19 protein-coding genes are annotated in these 20,855 nt (G+C 73.0%); 13 read left to right on the forward strand and 6 right to left on the reverse strand.

All coding sequences use genetic code 11. From position 1 onward, the window contains the following. Positions 1 to 2: 2 nt before the first annotated feature. A complete protein-coding gene (locus APR03_RS04940) occupies positions 3 to 725 on the forward strand; it encodes a YqeB family protein (protein ID WP_253833310.1) in 723 nt (240 codons plus the stop codon). After that, positions 709 to 1,302: a TetR/AcrR family transcriptional regulator gene (locus tag APR03_RS04945; RefSeq protein WP_253833312.1), complete on the forward strand. Its 594-nt coding sequence runs from the start codon at positions 709 to 711 to the stop codon at positions 1,300 to 1,302. Before APR03_RS04940 ends, APR03_RS04945 begins: the two co-directional genes overlap by 17 nt. Positions 1,303 to 1,368: 66 nt before the next feature. Here the strand turns inward: APR03_RS04945 and glpK are convergent, their stop codons facing one another. The 3 genes from glpK to APR03_RS04960 all read right to left on the reverse strand — a co-directional run bounded on the left by glpK (position 1,369) and on the right by APR03_RS04960 (position 5,524). After that, positions 1,369 to 2,883, reverse strand: coding sequence for a glycerol kinase GlpK (glpK, locus tag APR03_RS04950; RefSeq protein ID WP_253833314.1), 1,515 nt, complete (start codon positions 2,881 to 2,883; stop codon positions 1,369 to 1,371). A gap of 51 nt (positions 2,884 to 2,934) precedes the next feature. Next, complete coding sequence (locus tag APR03_RS04955) at positions 2,935 to 3,666, reverse strand: MIP/aquaporin family protein (RefSeq protein ID WP_253833316.1); 732 nt, start codon at positions 3,664 to 3,666, stop codon at positions 2,935 to 2,937. 112 nt (positions 3,667 to 3,778) lie between these two features. Further along, entirely contained in the window at positions 3,779 to 5,524 is a 1,746-nt protein-coding gene (locus APR03_RS04960) for a glycerol-3-phosphate dehydrogenase/oxidase (protein WP_253833318.1), read from the reverse strand. Between the two features lie 215 nt (positions 5,525 to 5,739). Between APR03_RS04960 and APR03_RS04965 the strand changes: the two genes are divergently transcribed. After that, a complete protein-coding gene (locus APR03_RS04965; RefSeq protein WP_253833320.1) occupies positions 5,740 to 6,273 on the forward strand; it encodes an amino-acid N-acetyltransferase in 534 nt (177 codons plus the stop codon). Between the two features lie 12 nt (positions 6,274 to 6,285). Here APR03_RS04965 and APR03_RS04970 read toward each other — a convergent pair whose 3' ends face one another. Then, positions 6,286 to 7,173, reverse strand: a complete 888-nt coding sequence (locus APR03_RS04970) for an iron-sulfur binding domain-containing protein (protein ID WP_253833475.1) — start codon at positions 7,171 to 7,173, stop codon at positions 6,286 to 6,288. Positions 7,174 to 7,370: 197 nt separating this feature from the next. On the opposite strand from APR03_RS04970, the gene APR03_RS04975 reads away from it, so the two are divergent. Continuing rightward, positions 7,371 to 8,075 (forward strand): hypothetical protein, encoded by a 705-nt coding sequence (locus APR03_RS04975; RefSeq protein WP_253833322.1) that lies wholly within the window; start codon positions 7,371 to 7,373, stop codon positions 8,073 to 8,075. A gap of 42 nt (positions 8,076 to 8,117) precedes the next feature. Here the strand turns inward: APR03_RS04975 and disA are convergent, their stop codons facing one another. Together disA and radA are read right to left on the reverse strand one after the other, a co-directional pair. Beyond that, positions 8,118 to 9,200 carry a DNA integrity scanning diadenylate cyclase DisA gene (disA, locus tag APR03_RS04980; protein ID WP_253833325.1) on the reverse strand — a complete coding sequence of 361 codons (1,083 nt, stop codon included), beginning with the start codon at positions 9,198 to 9,200 and terminating at the stop codon, positions 8,118 to 8,120. Positions 9,201 to 9,275: 75 nt separating this feature from the next. Continuing rightward, complete coding sequence (radA, locus tag APR03_RS04985) at positions 9,276 to 10,724, reverse strand: DNA repair protein RadA (RefSeq protein ID WP_253833327.1); 1,449 nt, start codon at positions 10,722 to 10,724, stop codon at positions 9,276 to 9,278. 162 nt (positions 10,725 to 10,886) lie between these two features. On the opposite strand from radA, the gene APR03_RS04990 reads away from it, so the two are divergent. The 9 genes from APR03_RS04990 (at position 10,887) to araA (ending at position 20,829) form a co-directional block, all read left to right on the forward strand. After that, complete coding sequence (locus APR03_RS04990) at positions 10,887 to 11,540, forward strand: hypothetical protein (RefSeq protein WP_253833329.1); 654 nt, start codon at positions 10,887 to 10,889, stop codon at positions 11,538 to 11,540. Positions 11,541 to 11,565: 25 nt separating this feature from the next. After that, positions 11,566 to 12,369, forward strand: a complete 804-nt coding sequence (proC, locus tag APR03_RS04995; RefSeq protein ID WP_372494760.1) for a pyrroline-5-carboxylate reductase — start codon at positions 11,566 to 11,568, stop codon at positions 12,367 to 12,369. 46 nt (positions 12,370 to 12,415) lie between these two features. Then, complete coding sequence (locus tag APR03_RS05000) at positions 12,416 to 13,417, forward strand: LacI family DNA-binding transcriptional regulator (RefSeq protein WP_253833478.1); 1,002 nt, start codon at positions 12,416 to 12,418, stop codon at positions 13,415 to 13,417. 165 nt (positions 13,418 to 13,582) lie between these two features. Beyond that, on the forward strand, positions 13,583 to 14,476 hold the full coding sequence (locus APR03_RS05005) for a carbohydrate ABC transporter permease (RefSeq protein ID WP_253833331.1): 894 nt from the start codon (positions 13,583 to 13,585) through the stop codon (positions 14,474 to 14,476). Beyond that, positions 14,476 to 15,339: a carbohydrate ABC transporter permease gene (locus APR03_RS05010; RefSeq protein ID WP_253833333.1), complete on the forward strand. Its 864-nt coding sequence runs from the start codon at positions 14,476 to 14,478 to the stop codon at positions 15,337 to 15,339. Before APR03_RS05005 ends, APR03_RS05010 begins: the two co-directional genes overlap by 1 nt. 49 nt (positions 15,340 to 15,388) lie before the next feature. Further along, positions 15,389 to 16,732, forward strand: coding sequence for an ABC transporter substrate-binding protein (locus APR03_RS05015; RefSeq protein ID WP_253833335.1), 1,344 nt, complete (start codon positions 15,389 to 15,391; stop codon positions 16,730 to 16,732). 193 nt (positions 16,733 to 16,925) lie between these two features. Beyond that, on the forward strand, positions 16,926 to 18,581 hold the full coding sequence (locus APR03_RS05020) for a xylulokinase (RefSeq protein WP_253833337.1): 1,656 nt from the start codon (positions 16,926 to 16,928) through the stop codon (positions 18,579 to 18,581). Continuing rightward, the gene (locus APR03_RS05025) at positions 18,578 to 19,318 is read left to right on the forward strand and encodes an L-ribulose-5-phosphate 4-epimerase (RefSeq protein ID WP_253833339.1); all 741 of its coding nucleotides are present in this window, start codon (positions 18,578 to 18,580) and stop codon (positions 19,316 to 19,318) included. Before APR03_RS05020 ends, APR03_RS05025 begins: the two co-directional genes overlap by 4 nt. Continuing rightward, positions 19,315 to 20,829 carry an L-arabinose isomerase gene (gene araA, locus APR03_RS05030; protein ID WP_253833341.1) on the forward strand — a complete coding sequence of 505 codons (1,515 nt, stop codon included), beginning with the start codon at positions 19,315 to 19,317 and terminating at the stop codon, positions 20,827 to 20,829. Before APR03_RS05025 ends, araA begins: the two co-directional genes overlap by 4 nt. Positions 20,830 to 20,855: the final 26 nt, after the last annotated feature.

The following is a 20,855-nucleotide window of genomic DNA, read 5'->3' on the forward strand; positions in this document are numbered from 1 at the left end:
CCATGACCTCCACCCAGGTGCGGCAGCCCGCCGCGCTCCCCGTCCTGATCGGCGTGGGCACGCTCGCGGTCGGCCTCGTGCTGGGCTGGTTCGCGCCCGCGCTCGCCCGCGGCCTGGCCGACGTCATCGGGGCCACACCGCTGCCGGTGCCCGGCGTGGTACGCCTGGTCGGCACCCTGGAGCTGCCGTGGACCCTCGGCATCCTGGGCGGCCTCGGCCTGCTCGGCGGTGCCTTCCTCGCGGTCGTCGTCGTGGGCGAGGCCCCCGTGCTGACGGTGGCCGGCGACCACCTGGAGCACGAGCAGGAGGAGCGGGCGGTCTGGGTGGAGCGGTCCGACGTCGGCGCCGCGTTCCGCGACGGGAACGACCTCGTGCTGCTCCGGCCCGGCGGCGGGCTGCGTGCCCGGCTCGACGTCGACACCCTGTCCGGCGCGCGGGTGCGCGACGCGCTGACGGCACACCACTGGCCCTGGTCCGAGGGCGACCCGCACGAGGGGGAGTTCGAGCGCTGGATCGACGGGCGACCGGGTCTCACGGCGGGCGAGAACGAGGTGCTCCGCCGTCGGCTCGCCGAGCGCAAGGACGCCGCCGCGCGGCGGCGCGCGGACGAGGAGCTGGACGCGCTCGGGCTCGTGGCCCGGGTCCGGGACGACCGGCTCCAGGTGCGCCGGTCGGCGTCGGCCACCGGGCGGGCCACCGAGGGTGCGCGTGGCACGGACCGTTGACCCGGCCCGGCACGAGGCGCGCCGGCTGGTCATCATCGACGCCGCACTGACCGTCTTCGCGCAGCACGGCTACGACGGCGCGACCACCGCTGCGATCTGCCGGCAGGCGGGCATCGGCTCGGGCACGTTCTTCCACTACTTCCCGACCAAGCGCGACGTGCTGCTGGCGATCCTGACGCTCGGCGTGGGCGACGTGCGGGACCGCGCGGAGCGGTACGCCGGGCGCACCGACGCCCTCGGCGTGCTCCTGGACATCGTCCGGAGCGGCGCCGAGGACGCTGCCGACCCCCGCATGCCCGGGTTCGTGCGCGCGGTGGGCGGCATCATGCAGCAGCCGGACGTCGCGGAGAAGCTGGACGAGGACACCCGGGCCCAGCGCGACCTCATGCTTCCGTGGGTGGAACGGGCGCAGCGGGCGGGGGAGATCCGGACCGACCTCGACCCCGGCCGCATCACCTCGTGGCTCTACCTGCTGACCGACGGGTTCCTGGGCCGGGCGGCGTCCGAGGAGGCGTTCTCCGTCGTGGCGGAGACCGAGACGCTGGTGGACACGGCCCGCCGCTTCCTGGCCCCCTGACCCCGCACGTGCCGGACGCCCAGGCCGCCGGGGCGACCTGGGCGTCCGACATGTGCGACGGGTGGGTTACTGGACGTCCTCGTCGACCCAGTCGAACGTCTTGGTCACGGCCTTCTTCCAGCTCCGGTAGAGGCGGTCCCGCTCGGTCTCGTCCATCGACGGCTCCCAGCGGCGGTCCTCCGCCCAGTTCGCGACCACGTCCTCCTCGCCCTTCCAGAAGCCGACGGCAATCCCCGCGGCGTAGGCGGCGCCGAGCGCCGTCGTCTCCGCGACCACGGGCCGCACCACGGGCACGCCGAGCTGGTCGGCCTGGAACTGCATGAGCAGCTCGTTGGCGACCATGCCGCCGTCGACCTTGAGCTCGGTGAGGTCCACACCGGAGTCGGCCTTCATGGCGTCCATGACCTCGCGGGTCTGGAACGCCGTCGCCTCCAGGGCCGCTCGCGCGATGTGGTTGCGGTTGACGTAGCGCGTCAGGCCTACGAGCGCGCCGCGTGCGTCCGGCCGCCAGTACGGCGCGAACAGGCCGGAGAAGGCCGGCACGAAGTACGCCCCGCCGTTGTCCTCGACCTTGCGGGCGTACCACTCGACGTCGGGCGCGTCGTGGAACAGGCCCAGGTTGTCGCGCAGCCACTGCACCAGCGACCCCGTGACGGCGATCGACCCCTCCAGCGCGTAGACGGGAGCGGAGTCGCCGATCTTGTAGCAGACCGTGGTGAGCAGCCCGTTCTCGGACGGCACCTTCTCGGTGCCCGTGTTGAGCAGCATGAAGTTGCCGGTGCCGTAGGTGTTCTTCGCGGTGCCGACGTCGAAGCACGCCTGGCCGAACGTCGCGGCCTGCTGGTCGCCGAGGATGCCCGCGATGGGCACGCCGGGCACCATCCCGCGGGGGCGGCCGTTGCCGTACACCTCGGAGGAGGAGCGGATCTCGGGCAGCATCGACAGCGGGATGCCCATGTCCGCCGCGATGTCCTCGCGCCAGGACAGCGTGTCGAGGTCCATGAGCATGGTGCGCGACGCGTTGGTCACGTCGGTGACGTGCACGCCGCCCTCGGGACCGCCCGTCATGTTCCACAGCACCCACGAGTCCGTGTTGCCGAAGAGCAGGTCGCCGCGCTCCGCCGCCTCGCGGGCGCCCTCGACGTTGTCCAGGATCCACTTCACCTTGGGGCCCGAGAAGTAGGTGGCCAGCGGGAGGCCCACGACGGCCTTGTACTTGTCCGCTCCCTCGGAGCCGCCCAGCTCGTCGACGATGGCCTGCGTCCGGGTGTCCTGCCAGACGATCGCGTTGTAGACGGGCTTCCCGGTGGTCTTGTCCCACACCACGGTGGTCTCGCGCTGGTTGGTGATGCCCACCGCGGCGAGGTCGGTGTGGTTCAGGTTGGCCTTGGTCAGCGCGAGGCCGACCACCTGACGCGTGTTGTCCCAGATCTGCTCCGGGTTGTGCTCCACCCAGCCGGCCTTGGGGAAGATCTGGTCGTGCTCGAGCTGGCCGGTGGACACGATGGTCCCGGAGTGGTTGAACACGATCGCCCGGGTGCTGGTGGTGCCCTGGTCGATCGCGAGTACGTAGTCAGCCATCGGTGTTGACTCCCTTGTCTGTGTCGAGGTCTGGGGGTGGTGGCCGGGGCGTCAGGCGACGGCGGCGGCGAGCAGACCGCCGAGCGCGCCACCCACCAGCGGGCCGACCACCGGGACCCACGAGTATCCCCAGTCGCTGGACCCCTTGCCGGGGATCGGCAGGACGAAGTGCGCGATGCGCGGGCCGAAGTCGCGCGCCGGGTTGATCGCGTACCCGGTCGGGCCACCGAGGCTGGCGCCGATGCCGACCACGAGCAGCGCGGCGGCCAGCGGGCCGAGGTCGCCCGGCCAGTTCGCGAACGACAGGATGACGAAGACGAGCATGAAGGTCGCGATGACCTCGGTCACGAAGTTCCACGCGTACGAGCGGATCTCCGGGCCCGTGGAGAAGACGCCGAGCTTGACGGCCGGGTCCGCGTCCAGGTCGAAGTGCCGCTTGTAGGCCAGGTACGCCAGGACCGCGCCGACGAAGGCGCCGACGAGCTGGGCGACCCAGTACAGCAGCAGGTTGCCGAACGTGGCGGGCACGCCCTCGGCGAACTCCTCCGCGCCGCTGGACAGGATGCCGAGCGTGACGGCCGGGTTGATGTGCGCGCCGGACCGCATGGACACGAACACGCCGGCGAAGACCGCCAGGCCCCAGCCGAAGTTGATCATCAGCCAGCCGCCGTTGAACCCCTTGTTCCTGGGCAGGATCGCGTTGGCCACCACGCCGGCTCCACCGAGGATCAGGATCATGGTGCCGAGGAGCTCGGGGACCAGGATGTCCGAGAATGCGTTCATCGCTGACTCGCTTTCTGCCGACAACGCTGTCGGCGTACGGGGGTGAACCCGGCGGCTCCGCGGGCGGTAGCTCGTCGGCGGTCGTGTTCGGTCGGTCGGTGTGGGTCTTTCCTCAGCTCCGGAGCGGCTGCATGGCCGCCACGTCAGGGGTGGTCAGGCGGGCCTGTTCAGCGGTCTCGTCGTCGGGAGCCTGCTCAGCGTGGCGCTCGGCGTCGATGCGGGCCTGCCAGGACCGGAGCTCGCGCTCCGTGTCCGACGCGTCCCAGCCGAGCAGCGGCGCCACGAGGGCGGCCACCTCCTCGGCTGCGCCCGTGCCGCGGTCCGGCACCTCGTAGACCAGGCGGGTGCGGTGCGCCAGGACGTCCTCCAGGTGGAGGGCGCCCTCGTGGCTCACCGCGTAGTGCACCTCGGCCCGTAGGTAGGCGGGGGCGTGCTCGAGCGGTACGGCGAGCGACGGGTCGGCGTCGCACAGCTCGACGATCTCGGTCAGGTTCGCGCCGTACCGGTGCAGCAGGTGGTCGAGCAGCGGGGGAGACCAGCCGAACCGCTTGCCCCACGTGCGCGCCTGGCGCTGCACGGCCCGCAGCCCGACGGCGCCCGTCAGCGGGATCTGGTGCGTGATCGACGGCAGCGCGGCGGCCCGCTGGCCGATCGCGAAGTCGACCGCGTCCTTGGCCATGACCCGGTAGGTGGTGAGCTTGCCGCCCGCGATCACGGTCAGGCCGGGTGTCGGCGAGGCGACGGTGTGCTCGCGGCTCACCTTGGCGCTGCTCGTGCCCGCCTTGGTGCCCGGCTGCAGCAGCGGCCGCAGCCCGGCGTAGGTGCCGATGATGTCCTCCCGGCTCAGCGGGTGTGCCAGGACGGCGTTGGCGTGGTCGAGCACGTAGTCGATGTCGGCGCTCGTGGCGACCGGATGGGTCGGGTCGAGGTCCCACGGGGTGTCCGTGGTGCCGATGATCCAGTACCGGCTCCAGGGGATGACGAACAGCACCGACTTCTCGGTCTGCAGGATCAGGCCCGCGTTGCCGCGGATGCGCTCGCGAGGGACGACGAGGTGCACGCCCTTGCTGGCCAGCACCCGCAGGCCGCCCTCCGAGCCGGCCAGGGCCTCGGTCTCCTCGGTCCAGACGCCGGTCGCGTTGATGACCGACCGCGCCCGCACGGTGATCTCCTTGCCCGTCTCCAGGTCCACCACCACCGCGCCGTTCACCGCGCCCGTCGCACCCTGCGTCAGGCTCACGACCTGGGTGCGGCTCGCGGCGTGCGCGCCGTAGCTCGCGGCGGTGCGGATCAGGGTGGCGACCAGGCGGGCGTCGTCGACCGACGCGTCCCAGTACTGGACGGCTCCGACGGCGGCGTCGTGCGCCAGGTCGGGGAACTTCGCCTCCATCTGGCTCTTGCTCAGGTGCCGGTGGAAGGGCATCGGACGGCGGCCGGGGGTGAGCGTCGCGAGCACGTCGTAGAGCGCGATGCCCGTGCCGACGTAGGCCCGCTCCCAGACACGGTGCTCCAGCGGATACAGGAACGGGACCGGTCGCACCAGGTGCGGTGCGAGGTCTCGCAGGAGCAGGTCGCGCTCGGTGAGCGCCTCGTGCACGAGCTCGAAGTCGAGCATCTGCAGGTACCGGAGCCCGCCGTGGACCAGCTTGCTGCTGCGGCTGGAGGTGCCCTGCGCCCAGTCCTGCGCCTCGACGACTGCGGTGGACAACCCGCGCGTCACCGCGTCGAGCGCTGTCCCCGCGCCCGTGACACCACCCCCGATCACCAGCACGTCGAGCTCTGCCGAAGGGCTCACGCTGGCCTCGAGGGCCGCCAGCGCTTGGGCCCGTGCGTCTGCGGTCAGGCGTGTGGATGCCATGCGCCAAACTCACCACGCATTCCGCTGCTTGGCAAGACCTTTGCCCTGTGTCGTGGGGTGTGTCGGGATGTTCTTTTGCTCACTTCCCGTTCCGCCGGGATTCGGTCAGGCAATTTGCCCTTTTCGGCGTGCGAAAGGTGTGGGTCGACGGAAGACTCGCGCGCGTGGGGCGGGCGCGGGCGCACCGGCGGGTGGTGTGGCCGTAGTGTGGCGCCGTGACGACACCCGGGGCGCCCGCCGCGCCCGTCATCCGGCCCGCCCTGCCCGCGGACGTGCGCACCATCCGCGACCTCGTCGAGCCGCTCAGCCGCCAACGCATCCTGCGGCCGTACGAGATGGTCGGGTACTTCGAGGCCGTGCAGGAGTTCCTGGTGGCGACCGACCCCGGCGCCCCGGCCGACGCGCCCGCCGTCGGCTGCGGGGCGCTGCACGTGATGTGGGACGACCTCGCCGAGGTGCGCACGCTCGCCGTGCACCCCGACTGGCGCGGCCGGCACGTGGGTCACGCGCTCCTGGAGGCGCTCGTCGAGCGGGCCCGTGCGCTGGGCCTCCGCCGGGTGTTCTGCCTGACCTTCGAGGTCGAGTTCTTCGGCGCGCACGGGTTCCGCGAGATCGACGGCACGCCGGTGACCCCCGAGGTGTACGCCGAGCTGCTGCGCTCCTACGACGAGGGCGTGGCCGAGTTCCTCGACCTGGCCCGGGTCAAGCCGAACACGCTCGGCAACTCGCGGATGCTGCTGGAGCTGTAGGCCCGCCGCGGGCTACCGCGGCAGGTGCAGGCGGCCCGCGTCGTCCTGCTCGGCCAGCCCGTCCTCGACCAGGCCGGCGACGGCGCGGTCGAGCTGGGCCCGGTCGGCCCACAGGCCGGCCAGCACGGCGGGGTGGGTCGGTTCGTCCGCCTGCCGGAGCTGTGCCATGACCCGGCCGCGCACCTGCCGGTCGGTGCCCGCCCAGGCCTGCGTGCGCCGCTTGCCCGCGTGCGCGTCCGGGGGCGACCCGGCCCGGCGCCACGCGCACAGCTCCGCGACCGGGCAGGCGCCGCACCGCGGCGCCTTCGCCGTGCAGACCAGCGCACCGAGCTCCATCGAGGCGGCGGCCCAGCGCGCCGCCGCCGCGTCGTCCTCGGGGGCGAGGGCCGTCGCCAGCGCGCGCTCGGCGGCCGTGTACGACGGCGCGGGCAGGGCCACCCCGCCGATCGCCCGGGCCAGGACCCGGCGCACGTTGGTGTCCACCACGACGGACCGCCTGCCGTAGGCGAACGCCAGCACGGCGGCCGCCGTGTACTCCCCGACCCCGGGCAGGGCCCGCAGCTCGGCCTCGGTGCGCGGGACGACGCCGTCGTGCCGCTCGACGACCGCCCGCGCGCACTCCTGGAGCCGGAGCGCCCGCCGCGGGTAGCCGAGGCGGCCCCAGGCGCGCAGCACGTCGGCGGTCGGGGCCTGGGCGAGGTCGGCGGGCGTGGGCCACTGCTCCTGCCAGGCCCGCCAGGCGGGCTCCACGCGCACCACCGGCGTCTGCTGCAGCATGACCTCGCTGACCAGCACACCCCACGGCGTCCGGTCCGGCGCGCGCCAGGGCAGGTCGCGTGCGGCGCCCTCGAACCAGTCCACGACCACGGAGCGCACCTCGCTGCGCCGTGCCGCCTCCACCACTGTCACGGGGCACCATCCTGCCCCACCGCGCACGCGGCCCGGCCCGAAGGGGACGGCGGGGTGAACCAGGACACGTGACCGACTCGGCGGCGCGGCTGCCGTCCGGGCGGTGCGGTACGTCGTATTTTGGGTGCGCGAGACGTCGCCGCACGTCAGGCCGTCTCGCCGGACCGTTTCACCAGGGGGATCAGCAGGTGGTCAGTGCACCGGAGCGAACCGACAGGTCCCTGGGCCCGGACGAGGTGCCGGCCGCACCGCGCCCGCGCCGCGGGCGGGCGATCGCCGTGCTGGTCGTGCTCGCGCTCGGCGCCGCCGGGGTGGCTGTGACGTGGCCGCGGGCGGAGCCGTCCATCGTGTCCGACAAGATCGAGCCGCCGGCACCCGTGGACCCGAACGCCGCCGCGGCGTCGTGCACGGCCGAGGACCTGGACGTCGGCCTGGCCGCCGACCGGCTCGCCGTCACGCCCGGTGTGCCGGTGCGGTTCACCGTCTCGGTGCGCAACGAGAGCGAGGTGCAGTGCCTCGTGGAGGCTCCCCGCCGGAGCCTGGCCGTGACCGTCTACCAGGGGGAGGCCGGCGAGGCGACGGCCGAACGGGTGTGGTCCTCGGCCGACTGCGCGGACCAGGAGGAGGAGCGGCTGCTGCTGCTCGGCCCGGGCGACGTCGACGTCACCGAGGCGAGATGGTCCGACGCCCGGTCCGTGCCGGGCTGCGAGCCCGGGCAGCCGCGGCTCGTGGCGGGCGCGTACACGGCGCAGGTCACGCTCGCGGAGGTCGAGGGCGCGGCGAGCGACGTGGTGCGGCTGACGTACACGATCCCGGAGCCGACGCCGTCTCCGACGCCGACTGCCACCCCGACGCCGTCTCCATCCGCTTCTCCGACCGGGCCCACCCCCTGACCGAGCCCGCCGAGGTGGTCACGCGGCGACGGGCCGGCCCCGTCAGACGTAGCGCTCGAGGATGCTCGACTCGGCGAGCCGGGACAGCCCCTCGCGGATGGTCCGGGCGCGCTGCTCGCCGACGCCCTCGACCGACATCAGGTCGTCCACGCTGGCGGCGAGCAGCTTCTGCAGGCTGCTGAAGTGGCCCACGAGGCGCTCTATCGTCGTGCTGGGCAGGCGCGGCACCTTCGACAGCAGCCGGTAGCCGTGCGGGGCCACGGCTGCGTCGAGCGCGTCACCGCCGCCGGGCAGGTCGAGGATGCGGCCGATCTGGCTCATGTCCAGCAGCTGCTGGGACGTGAGGTCCGACAGCTCGGACTGGACGTCCGCGAGCGTGCGGTCCTTGCGGCCCAGCACGTAGTCGCGGATCACGAACTCGCGGTCGGAGCCGACGTCGCCGATGAGCTCGTCGAGCTGGAGGGCGAGCAGACGGCCGTCCACGCCGAGCTCGATCACGTAGCCCGCGATCTCGTCCGAGATACGGCCCACCATCTCCAGACGCTGCACCACGGAGCACACGTCGCGCACCGTGACCAGGTCCTCGATCTCCAGCGCGGACAGCGTGCCGGACACCTCGTCGAGGCGCGCGCGGTAGCGCTCGAGCGTCGCGAGGGCCTGGTTGGCGCGGCCGAGGATCGTGTCCGAGTCCTCCAGGACGTGCCGCTGCCCGCCCACGTAGAGCGCCACTATCCGCATGGACTGGCTCACGGAGATGACCGGGAAGCCGGTCTGCTTGGCCACCCGCTCGGCGGTGCGGTGCCGGGTGCCGGACTCGGTGGTCTCGATGGTCGGGTCGGGCAGCAGCTGGACGGCGGCGCGCCGGATGCGGGTGGCGCCCCGGTCGAGCACGACGGCACCGTCCATCTTGGACAGCTCGCGCAGCCGCGTCGCCGAGAAGTCGACGTCGAGCGCGAACCCGCCCGAGCAGATCTGCTCGACGGTCTGGTCCAGGCCGAGCACGATGAGCGCGCCGGTACGGCCGCGCAGGATGCGCTCCAGGCCGTCGCGGAGCTCGGTGCCGGGCGCGACGGCGGCCAGGGTCTCCCGGAGCAGCTCGTCAGGGTGCGAGGAGGTCGTGGCCACGAAGAAATCCTACGCTGTGCGCCGGGTCACAAGTCGTTCGTTTCACGAACCGGTCATTCGGTGTCCATCCTCGCGTCAGCTCCCCGGCCGGCCTGCCGCGTCGCCCCCGCGGTCGGTCCCCTGCCCGGCCGACTGCGCCCACTCCACGGCCTCCCGGATGTGCGCCGCCTCGATCAGCGTGAGCCCGTCGGGCGCCTTGACCCCCGTGCCGTGCGGTACGACGGCGTGCTCGAAACCGAGCCGTGCCGCCTCGCCCAGACGGCGGTCGAGCCCGGTGACCGGGCGCAGGTCGCCGGCCAGGCCCACCTCGCCGATGGCGACCGTCGCGCCGGGCAGGGGCCGGCCCGTCCGTGCCGACACCAGGGCGAGCGCGGCCGCGAGGTCCGACGCCGGCTCGGTGATCCGCGCCCCGCCCACCGTGGACGCGTAGACGTCCTGGTCCGCGAGCCGGAGCCCGCCGTGCCGGTGCAGCACGGCCAGGATCATGGCGAGCCGGCTGGAGTCGACGCCGCTGGTGGCGCGGCGCGGGTTGTTCAGCGGGCTGGGCGCCACGAGGCCCTGGACCTCGACGGCGAGCGGCCGTCGTCCTTCCAGGGTCACGGTGATGCAGGACCCGGCCACGCCGGAGCCGGCGTGCGACAGGAACAGGCCGGACGGGTCGGGCAGGCCGACGATGCCGTCCTCCGACAGGTCGAAGCAGCCCACCTCGTCGGTGGGCCCGTACCGGTTCTTCACCGCCCGGATCATCCGCAGCCGGGAGTGCCGGTCGCCCTCGAACTGGCAGACCACGTCGACCAGGTGCTCCAGCGTGCGCGGCCCGGCCACGGAGCCGTCCTTGGTCACGTGCCCGACGAGGATCGTCGGGATCTGCCGCTCCTTGGCCACGGCGATCAGCGCCGCGGCGACCTCCCGCACCTGCGAGACGCCGCCCGGGGCGCCGTCCACCTGGGCGGACGCGACGGTCTGCACCGAGTCCACGATGAGCATGTCGGGCTGGTTGGCCTCCAGGTGGCCGAGCACCGTGCCGAGGTCGGTCTCGGCGGCGAGCAGCAGCGTGGGCGACAGCGCCCCGATGCGCTCGGCGCGCAGCCGCACCTGGCCGGCGGACTCCTCGCCGGTCACGTACAGCACGGTGCGCGGCGACTCGAAGCCGTCCGGCCCCAGCGCGCCGTCCGCCACGTTGCTCGCGACGGCGAGCAGGAGCGTCGACTTGCCCACGCCCGGCTCGCCCGCCAGCAGGATGACGGCGCCCGGCACGAGGCCGCCGCCGAGCACGCGGTCCAGCTCCCCGACGCCTGTGGGGTTGGCGCGGGCCGACTCCACGTCGATCTCGGCGATGGGGCGCGCGGGCTCGCGGGCGGGGGACACGGCGGCCGTGCGGGGGCCGGCGGCCGGCGCCCCGTCCTCGCTGACCGTGCCCCACGCCTGGCACTCCCCGCAGCGGCCGACCCACTTCACGGTGGTCCAGCCGCACTCGGCGCAGCGGTAGGCGGGCCGGGCCCGCTTGGAGGTCGATGAGGTCACGGGCGTCACGCTACGTGCCACCACTGACACGCGGGACCGGGACGGGCGGCCAGGCCGCGTGCCTCCGCGCGAATGTCGGTGGCGCGACATAAGGTGCCGACTGAGCCGCCGCGCCGTACCCGGCAGCAGGAGCACAGCGGCAGGAGTCCAGGGGAGCCAGACATGTCGGACCAGCGTGTGAGGTCGCCGCGCACCGGTGCCACCGCATCGGTCGCGCCGAGGAAGACGTCGCCCGCCGTGTACCGCAGGCGGCGCCTCGTCGTCCTCGTCGGACTGCTCCTCGTGGTGCTCGCGGCGGTCCTCGTCGGAGGCTTCGTCTGGCCCGGGTTCTGGCGCGCCGCGAGCACGCCCGAGCCCGTGCCCACCGTGACGGTCACGGCCCCCGCGCCCACGCCGACCGTGAAGGCGATGGAGCGCGCGGAGGACGAGACGGCGTTCCAGAAGGCGCTGCCGTCCTCGGTGCTGCAGTACGCGCTCGGCTCGCTCGAGGCGGCGAAGGAGGCCAAGGAGCAGGGCGCGCTCGAGGCGTGGGACGCCGGGTACGCGGACGGTGGCCCGGGCGAGGTCACGCTCCGCGCGGGCCAGTGGGCGACGGCCGACGAGGCCGCGACCGCCGCCACGGCCTGGACCAAGGCCGCCGGCGAGGCCGACAAGGAGGGGGACGTGAAGGTCGGCAACAAGGTCGTGGGCCGCTACGCGATCGTGCCCGGCGACGCCGGCACGGCGGTCGTCGTCTGGCAGAACGGCACCGCGGTGCTGCAGGCCACCGGTCCCGCCGACGCGATGGAGGACTTCTACGCGGCGTTCCCGCTGTGACCTCGCCGCGGGGGACAATGTCCGCGTGAACCAGCGACTTGCGGTGCTCGGCGCCGGCAACATGGGCGAGGCGGTGCTCGCGGGTGCGCTCTCCGCGGGCTGGGCGGCGTCCGACGTGGTGGCCACCATCCGTACCGAGACGAAGGCCCAGCACCTGCGCGAGACCTACCAGGTGGCCACGACGAGCGACAACGCCGCCGCGGTCCGGGGCGCGGGCCTCGTCCTGGTGGGCGTCAAGCCCAAGGACGTCGGCGCGCTGCTCGACGAGATCGCCCCGGCGGTCGACCCGCAGGCGGTCGTCGTCACGGTCGCCGCCGGGCACCCGACGTCGTTCTACGAGGACCGCCTGCCCGCCGGGACCCCCGTCGTGCGGACCGTGCCCAACACGCCGGCGGCGATCGGTGCGGGCATCACGGCGATCGCACCAGGGGCGGCCGCGACCGAGGCGCACCTCGCCGCGGTGGAGCACCTGCTCGCCGGCACGGGCGCGGTCGTGCGGGCCGCCGAGAAGGACCTCGACGCCGTCTCGGCGATCTCCGGCTCGGGGCCCGCCTACGTCTTCTACGTGGCGGACGCGCTCGCCGAGGCCGGCGTGCTGCTCGGGCTGACGCGCGACGTCGCCCGCCGCCTCGCGACCCAGACGCTGCTCGGCGCCTCCCGCCTGATGGACGAGTCGGGCGAGCACCCCGTGCTCCTGCGGGAGAAGGTCACCTCGCCGGGCGGCACGACGGCGGCCGCGCTGCGGGCGCTGGACGAGGGCAGCGTGCGGGCCGCGTTCCTCGCCGCCGCGACGGCCGCGCGCGACCGGGCCGTGCAGCTGGGTGGATGATCTCCCGGTGACGATCTCCCGACCCGCGACGGCGCGGCCGCCGGCCATGGCCGACGTGGCGGCGCTCGCCGGCGTGTCCCACCAGACCGTCTCCCGCGTGCTCAACGGCCACCGCAGCGTGCGCCCGGCCACGCGCGAGAAGGTGCTGGAGGCCATCGCCGAGCTCGGCTACCGCCGCAACAGCGCGGCGCGGGCCCTCGTCACGGCGCGGTCGGCCACGGTGGGCGTGGTGACCACGGGGTCGCCGCTGTTCGGCCCGTCGAGCACGCTCATCGCCGTCGAGGAGGCCGCGCGCGAGCAGGGCTGGTACGTCAGCGTCGCCACGCTGCGCCGCTACGACGCCGAGACCCTGCACGACGCCCTGGAGCACTTCATGGACCAGGCGGTCGAGGGCATCGTGGTGATCGCGCCGCACACCGACGTGGCCGACGCCGTCGAGTCGTTCCGCGCGCCGGTGCCCGTCGTCCTCATCGCGGCCCGCGAGCTGCGGCCCGACGTGCCGGTCATCCCCCTGTCCGTGGACCAGCGGGCCGGGGCGCGGCTCGCCGTCGAGCACCTCGTCGAGCTCGGGCACCGGCACATCCTGCACGTCGCCGGACCACCGGACTGGCTGGACGCCGTCGAGCGCGAGGAGGCCTGGCGCGCGGTGCTCGCCGAGCACCGCCTCCCCGTGCCGGACCCCGTGGTCGCGAGCTGGACCGCGGACAGCGGCTACACGGTGGGCCTCGACCTCGCGCAGCGGATCAAGGCGGGCGACGGCCCGACGGCGGTCTTCACGGCCAACGACCAGCTCGCCCTCGGGCTGCTGCGCGCCCTCTGGGAGTGCGGTCTGTCCGTGCCGGACGACGTGTCGGTGGTCGGGTTCGACGACATCGACGGCTCCGGCCACTTCATCCCGCCGCTGACCACCGTGCGGCAGCCCTTCGTGGCCCTCGGCCGGCGCAGCGTGGCGCTGCTGCTGGCGGCGGTGGACGGCGGTGGCCCGGCGGCCGAGCTCATCGCACCCGAGCTGGTGGTCCGCCGCAGCGCGGCGGCGCCGCGCCGGTAGCGCCGGTCCCGAACAGGGCGTTGACAGCCGTCCGCGGCGGATGGCAGAGTCGCCGCGCACAGGATGTTCACGTTCACATTCTGTCGTCGTGCGGTGCCGCGCGACAGTGTTTCCGGGACATCGACGTCCAGGTGAGTCCGGACGACGCCGTCCGGGGGAAGGGGTGTGCCCGTGCCAGGCCGCCGCCCACCGAGCCGCCGCGTCTCCGCGGCCGGCTGGAGCTTCGTGACGCCGTTCCTCGTGGTGTTCGCGCTGATGATCGTGACCCCGCTCGTCTACTCGATGTACCTGAGCCTGTTCCGCAACCAGCTCATGGGCGGGACGACGTTCGCGGGGTTCGCCAACTACGTCACCGCCCTGACCGACCCCAAGCTGTGGGACGGCGCGGGCCGCGTGGGCCTGTTCCTGCTGGTGCAGGTGCCGATCATGCTGGCCCTCGCGCTCGTCGCGGCCCTGGCCATCGACAGCGGCCGGCTGCACGGCCGGAGCTTCTTCCGCGTGGGCCTGTTCCTGCCCTACGCGGTGCCCGGCGTCGTGGCCGTGCTGATGTGGGGCTACATGTACGACGACCGGCTGGGCCTCACGGCGAGCGTCAACGACCTGGTGGGCTTCGCGCTCCTGGACCCCTACACGAAGCGATGGATCCTCACGGCCATCGGCAACATCGTGACCTGGGAGTTCGTCGGCTACAACATGCTGATCCTGTACTCGGCGCTCAAGACGGTGCCGACCGAGATCTACGAGGCGGCGGCCATCGACGGCGCCGGCCAGTTCCGCATCGTGCGCTCCATCAAGCTGCCGGCGGTCCGCGGGGCGCTGGTGATCGCGACGATCTTCTCGATCCTGGGCAGCTTCCAGCTCTTCAACGAGCCCAACATCCTCAAGGAGATCCAGCCGGCCCTGATCTCGTCGTACTACACCCCCAACATCTACGCCTACAACCTCACGTTCGTGGGCAACCAGGTGAGCTACGCGGCCACGGTCGCCATCGTGATGGGCCTGGTCACCGCCGTGATCGCGTACATCGTGCAGCTCCGCGGGACCCGGAGGGAGGCGTGATGGCGGGCTATTCGTACCTGCGGCCGCGCAAGTCGGTGACGCTGACGGTGCTGCTGGGCTTCCTCATCGTGTACTCGCTGCTGCCGCTGGTCTGGATGTTCTTCAGCATCACCAAGACCCAGGGGGAGCTGCTGAGCTCGTTCGGTCTCTGGTTCTCCGGGCCGTTCGCGCTCTTCGACAACATCCAGCAGGTCCTCACCCACGACGACGGGATCTTCGTGCGATGGTTCGCCAACACGCTCCTCTACGTGGTGGTGGGCGCCGGCGGCGCGACCATCCTCGCGACGGCGGCCGGCTACGGGCTCGCCAAGTACCGGTTCCGCGGCCGCAACGCGGTGTTCGCCACCATCCTCGGGGCGATCGCCGTGCCGGGGACGGCGCTCGCGGTCCCCACGTTCCTGCTGTTCAGCCAGGTGGGCCTGACCAACACGGTGTGGGCGATCATCCTGCCCTCCCTGGTCTCGCCGTTCGGCCTGTACCTCATGTGGGTGTTCTCGGCGGAGGCGGTGCCCACCGAGATCCTCGAGGCGGCGCGCGTGGACGGCTCCGGCGAGTGGCGCACCTTCTTCACGATCTCCCTGCGGCTGCTCGCCCCGGGGATCGTCACGGTGGCGCTGTTCGCGATCGTCGCCACGTGGAACAACTACTTCCTCCCGCTCATCATGCTCAACGACCCGGACCTGTACCCGCTCACGCTGGGCCTGTACCAGTGGCTCGCGGACGCCTCCGGCATCGGGGCCCAGCCCGTGTTCAACCTGGTCATCACAGGATCGTTCCTGACCATCGTGCCGATCGTCATCGCGTTCCTCCTGCTGCAGCGGTACTGGCAGTCCGGGCTGAGCGCGGGCGGCGTGAAGGCCTGACCCGACCTTCGAAGACCTGAACTACGACGACGTGGAAGAGGGAAAGACCATGACCATCACCCGCAACCGCCGTGTCGCGCTCGGCGCCATGACCGCGCTGCTCGCCGCCTCGCTCACCGCCTGCTCGGGCGGCGGGGACGGCGGCGGCGGTGGCGGCGAGGGCGCGAGCGCCGAGGAGATCGAGGCGGCCCTCCAGGAGGGCGGCAGCCTCACCTACTGGACGTGGACCCCGCAGGCCGAGAAGCAGATCGAGGAGTTCGAGAAGGCGTACCCGGACGTCGACGTGACGCTCGTGGACACCGTGGGTGCCGGCGACGCCAACACGAAGCTGCAGAACGCGATCGCGGCGGGTGACGGCGTGCCCGACGTGGTGCAGATCGAGTACCAGTCGATCCCGCAGTTCCAGCTCCCCGGCCAGCTCACGGACCTCACGCAGTACGGGTTCGCCGAGCTCGAGAGCCTGTACACGGCCTCGACCTGGGGCTCGGTCTCGCAGAACGGCGGCATCTGGGGCTTGCCGCAGGACTCCGGCCCCATGGCGTTCTTCTACAACCAGGAGGTGTTCGACGCCGCGGGGGTCGAGGTGCCGGCCACGTGGGACGAGTACGTCGAGGCGGCGCGCACCATCAAGGAGCACGACGCCGACACGTGCCTCGCCAACGACTCCGGTGACCCCGGCTTCACGACGAGCATGATCTGGCAGGCGGGCGGTACCCCGTTCCAGAACGACGGCGAGTCCGTGACCATCGACCTGGCCGACGAGGGCACCACCCGGTTCGCCGAGATGTACCAGCCGCTCATCGACGACGAGCTGCTCTGCCAGCTCCCGGGCTGGAGCGACGAGTGGTACGCGGCGCTGAACGACGGCACGATCGCGTCGGTGGCGCTGGGCGCATGGATGCCCGGCATCCTGGAGGACGGCGTGCCCGACGGCGCCGGCAAGTGGCGCGTGGCCCCGATGCCGACCTACGACGGCCCGCCGACCAACGCCGAGAACGGCGGCAGCACCGAGTCGATCCCGGAGGCGTCGGAGAACAAGCTGCTCGCCGCGGGCTTCCTGAAGTGGCTCAACGCCAGCGACGAGTCCATCCAGGCCTTCATGGAGACCGGTGGCTTCCCGGCCACGGTCGAGCACCTGGAGTCGGAGGAGTTCCTGGGCTACGAGTCCGAGTACTTCGGCGGCCAGAAGATCAACGAGGTGCTGGCCGCGGGCGCCGCCGACGTCAACGAGGGCTGGCAGTACCTGCCCTGGCAGTCGTACGCCAACAGCATCTTCGCGGACACGGTGGGTCAGGCGTGGCTCGACCGCAGCTCGCTGCTGGACGGCCTGGCCGCCTGGCAGGAGGAGAACGTCGCCTACGGCACCGACCAGGGCTTCACGGTCAACGGCTGACAGGCCGAGGGGCCCGAGGGGCCTCCTCGAGAACGACCTGCGGGACGGATTCCGGTGCGGATCCGTCCCGCAGGTCGTTCTCGAGGGCGACTCGTGGCAGCCGCGCAGTCAGGTATCGTGTGAGCGCTAACATCCACGAGATCGAGTACGAGCAACGCCCCGCGACGGTGCGGGCAGGACGGAGCGGCAGGCGATGGTGCAGCGGCAGGACGACAGCGCGGCGCACGGCGGGCTCCAGGAAGCGATAGCGCAGGGCCGCACCGCCCTCGGCATCGAGCTCGGGTCCACCCGCATCAAGGCGTGCCTGGTGGGTCCGGACAACGCCCCGCTGGCGAGCGGCAGCCACGACTGGGAGAACCAGCTGGCCGACGGCGTCTGGACGTACTCGCTCGACGCCGTCCGGACCGGGCTGCAGGAGGCCGTCGCCACGCTGCTCGCCGACGTCGAGAGCCGGTACGGCGTGCGGCTCACCACGGTCGGGGCGCTCGGCGTGTCGGCCATGATGCACGGCTACCTCGCGTTCGACGAGGCCGGCGAGCTGCTCGTGCCGTTCCGCACCTGGCGCAACACGAGCACCGAGCGGGCCGCCGCCGAGCTGACAGCGCTGTTCGGGCACAACGTCCCGCAGCGGTGGTCGGTCGCCCACCTCTACCAGGCGGTCCTCGACGAGGAGCCGCACGTGCCGCGCGTGCGGCACCTGACCACGCTGGCCGGGTACGTGCACCGGCAGCTCACGGGCCGGCACGTGCTCGGCGTCGGCGACGCCTCCGGCATGTTCCCGATCGACGTGGCCACCACCGACTACGACCAGCGGATGCTCGCCGCCTTCGACGAGCGCGCGGCCGGCCGGGTCCCGGCGCTCGCCGGCCTGCTCCCCGCCGTCCTGCCGGCCGGCGCGGACGCCGGTGAGCTCACGGCCGAGGGCGCGGCGTTCCTCGACCCGACCGGCACGCTCCGGCCGGGCATCCCGCTGTGCCCGCCCGAGGGCGACGCGGGCACCGGCATGGTCGCCACCAGCTCGGTGGCGCCCCGCACCGGGAACGTCAGCGCCGGCACCAGCATCTTCGCCATGGTCGTGCTGGAGCGCCCGCTGGAGCACGTGCACGAGGAGCTCGACCTCGTCACGACCCCGGCGGGGGACCTCGTCGCGATGGTGCACTGCAACAACGGCGCCAGCGAGCTGGCCGCCTGGGCGGACGTGTTCGGCCAGTTCGCGGCCGCGCTGGGCCGCCCGGCCGAGCCGGGCGCCGTCTTCGAGGCGTTCCTGCGGTCCGCGTTGGACGGCGACGCCGACGGCGGCGGGCTGCTCGCCTACAACTACCTGTCGGGCGAGCCGATCACGGGCCTGGAGGCCGGGCGCCCCCTGGTCACGCGCACGCCGGACAGCCGCCTCACCCTGGCCAACTTCGCACGCACCCAGGTGTACGGCGCGTTCGGCACCCTGAGCCTCGGCATGCGCGTGCTCGCGCAGGAGCAGGTGGGGCTGGACACCATGTTCGCGCACGGCGGCATGTTCAAGACGCAGGGCGTGGCGCAGCGGCTGCTGGCCGCGGCGCTCGGCGCCCCGGTCGCCGTCGGCCGGACGGCGGGCGAGGGCGGGGCCTGGGGCATCGCGGTCCTGGCCGCGTACCGGGCGTCCGCCGCCGGGGCCGAGGCCCCGGACCGTGACCTGGGCACCTGGCTGGCCGCCGAGGTGTTCGCCGACGCCGAGCTCGACGTCGTCGAGCCGGACGCCGCCGACGTGGCGGGCTACACCGCCTTCCTGGAGCGCTACGAGGCAGGCCTGGCGGTCGAGCGGGCCGCCGTCGCCGCGCTCCCCACCCGAGACACGCAGGAGAGCGACCGATGAGCGGCACCACCCTGACCGACTACGCACCCGAGGTCCAGGAGGAGGTGGCGCGCGTGCGCGCCGTCGTCTCCGACCTGCACGCCGAGCTGCCGCGCTGGGGCCTGGTGGTCTGGACGGCGGGCAACGTGTCCCAGCGGGTGCCGAACCCCGCCGTGCCCGACGGCAGCGCGGACCTGTTCGTCATCAAGCCGTCCGGCGTCTCCTACGACGCCCTGACGCCCGCCGACATGGTCGTGTGCGACCTCGACGGCGCGCTCGTGGACGGCACCCGCGCGCCGTCGTCGGACACCGCGGCGCACGCCTACGTGTACCGGCACCTGCCCGAGGTGGGCGGCGTCGTGCACACGCACTCCACGTACGCGACGGCCTGGGCCGCGCGCGGCGAGGAGATCCCGTGCGTGCTGACGATGATGGCCGACGAGTTCGGCGGCCCCGTGCCCGTCGGACCGTTCGCGATCATCGGCGACGACTCGATCGGCCGCGGCATCGTCGAGACCCTGCGCGGGCACCGCAGCCCCGCCGTCCTCATGCGCAACCACGGCCCCTTCACGATCGGCAAGGACGCTCGGGCCGCCGTCAAGGCCGCCGCGATGGTCGAGGAGGTCGCGCGCACCGTGCACGTCTCCCGCCAGCTCGGCGAGCCCGTGCCCATCGAGCAGCAGCACATCGACTCCCTCTACGACCGCTACCAGAACGTCTACGGGCAGCAGCCCGCCACCACGGAAGGACAGGCATGAGCACCAAGCCCTACGCGGACCGTGAGGTCTGGTTCCTCACCGGGAGCCAGGACCTCTACGGCGAGGAGACCCTCGCCCAGGTGGCGGAGCAGTCCCAGGAGGTCGCCCGCGCGCTGGACGCGTCGTCCGACGTGCCGGTGAACGTGGTGTGGAAGCCCGTGCTGAAGGACTCCGCCGCGATCCGCCGGGCCATGCTCGACGCCAACGGCGACGACCGCGTGCTGGGTGTGATCACGTGGATGCACACGTTCAGCCCCGCCAAGATGTGGATCGCGGGCCTGGACGCGCTGCGCAAGCCGCTGCTGCACCTGCACACCCAGGCGAACGTCGAGCTGCCGTGGGACAGCATCGACATGGACTTCATGAACCTCAACCAGGCCGCGCACGGCGACCGCGAGTACGCCTACCTGGCCACCCGCCTGGGCGTCGCGCGGACGACGGTCGTGGGGCACGTCTCGAACCCGGCCGTCACGCGCCGGGTGGGCACCTGGGTGCGCGGCGCGGCCGGCTGGGCCGCGACGCACGAGCTCCGGCTGGTCCGGTTCGGCGACAACATGCGCAACGTCGCCGTCACCGAGGGCGACAAGACCGAGGCCGAGCTGCGGTTCGGCGTCTCGGTGAACACCTACGGCGTGAACGACCTGGTCGCGGCCGTCGAGGCGGTCGAGGAGAGCGCGATCGACGCCCTCGTCGCGGAGTACGAGGAGCGGTACGACGTCGCCCCCGAGCTGCGCGCGGGCGCCGAGCGGCACGACTCCCTGCGGTACGCCGCACGCCAGGAGGTCGCGCTGCGCGGCTTCCTCGAGGGCGTGGGCGCCAAGGCGTTCACGACCAACTTCGAGGACCTCGGCGCGCTGCGCCAGCTCCCCGGCCTCGCGGTGCAGCGCCTCATGGAGCAGGGCTACGGCTTCGGCGCCGAGGGTGACTGGAAGACGGCGGTGCTCGTGCGCGCGGCCAAGGTCATGGGGCTCGGCCTGCCGGGTGGCGCGTCCCTCATGGAGGACTACACCTACGACCTCACGCCGGGCCGCGAGCTGATCCTCGGCGCGCACATGCTCGAGATCTGCCCGACGCTCACCACGTCGACGCCGCGCATCGAGATCCACCCGCTCGGCATCGGCGGCAAGGAGGACCCGGTGCGCATGGTCTTCTCGGCGGACGCCGTCGAGGGCGCCGTCGTCGTCTCGCTCGCCGACATGCGCGACCGGTTCCGGCTCACGGCGAACGTCGTCGACGTCGTCACGCCGCCGCACGACCTGCCGAACCTGCCCGTGGCGCGCGCCGTGTGGGCGCCGCGGCCGTCGTTCGAGGTCTCGGCCGAGTCGTGGCTGACGGCGGGCGGCGCGCACCACACGGTCATGTCGACGGCCGCCGGCCTCGAGGCGTTCGAGGTGTTCGCGAACATCGCGCGCACCGAGCTGCTGGTCATCGACGAGGACACCACGCGCCGCGGGTTCGCGGACCAGGTGCGGCACAACGCGGCGTACTACCGCCTGGCCCAGCCCCTCTGACCCTCGGCGGGGTGAGTCGGCGGGGT

Origin of the sequence: Promicromonospora thailandica (assembly GCF_024171955.1) — a bacterium.
GTDB lineage: Bacteria > Actinomycetota > Actinomycetes > Actinomycetales > Cellulomonadaceae > Promicromonospora > Promicromonospora thailandica.

What these genes read in the sequence shown, in the direction of transcription:
- APR03_RS04940 (WP_253833310.1), top strand. Translation starts at nt 3, where the DNA reads ATGACCTCCACCCAGGTGCGGCAGCCCGCCGCGCTCCCCGTCCTGATC.
- glpK (WP_253833314.1), bottom strand. Translation starts at nt 2,883, where the DNA reads ATGGCTGACTACGTACTCGCGATCGACCAGGGCACCACCAGCACCCGG.
- APR03_RS04955 (WP_253833316.1), bottom strand. Translation starts at nt 3,666, where the DNA reads ATGAACGCATTCTCGGACATCCTGGTCCCCGAGCTCCTCGGCACCATG.
- APR03_RS04960 (WP_253833318.1), bottom strand. Translation starts at nt 5,524, where the DNA reads ATGGCATCCACACGCCTGACCGCAGACGCACGGGCCCAAGCGCTGGCG.
- APR03_RS04990 (WP_253833329.1), top strand. Translation starts at nt 10,887, where the DNA reads ATGTCGGACCAGCGTGTGAGGTCGCCGCGCACCGGTGCCACCGCATCG.
- APR03_RS05000 (WP_253833478.1), top strand. Translation starts at nt 12,416, where the DNA reads ATGGCCGACGTGGCGGCGCTCGCCGGCGTGTCCCACCAGACCGTCTCC.
- APR03_RS05010 (WP_253833333.1), top strand. Translation starts at nt 14,476, where the DNA reads ATGGCGGGCTATTCGTACCTGCGGCCGCGCAAGTCGGTGACGCTGACG.
- APR03_RS05015 (WP_253833335.1), top strand. Translation starts at nt 15,389, where the DNA reads ATGACCATCACCCGCAACCGCCGTGTCGCGCTCGGCGCCATGACCGCG.
- APR03_RS05020 (WP_253833337.1), top strand. Translation starts at nt 16,926, where the DNA reads ATGGTGCAGCGGCAGGACGACAGCGCGGCGCACGGCGGGCTCCAGGAA.
- APR03_RS05025 (WP_253833339.1), top strand. Translation starts at nt 18,578, where the DNA reads ATGAGCGGCACCACCCTGACCGACTACGCACCCGAGGTCCAGGAGGAG.
- araA (WP_253833341.1), top strand. Translation starts at nt 19,315, where the DNA reads ATGAGCACCAAGCCCTACGCGGACCGTGAGGTCTGGTTCCTCACCGGG.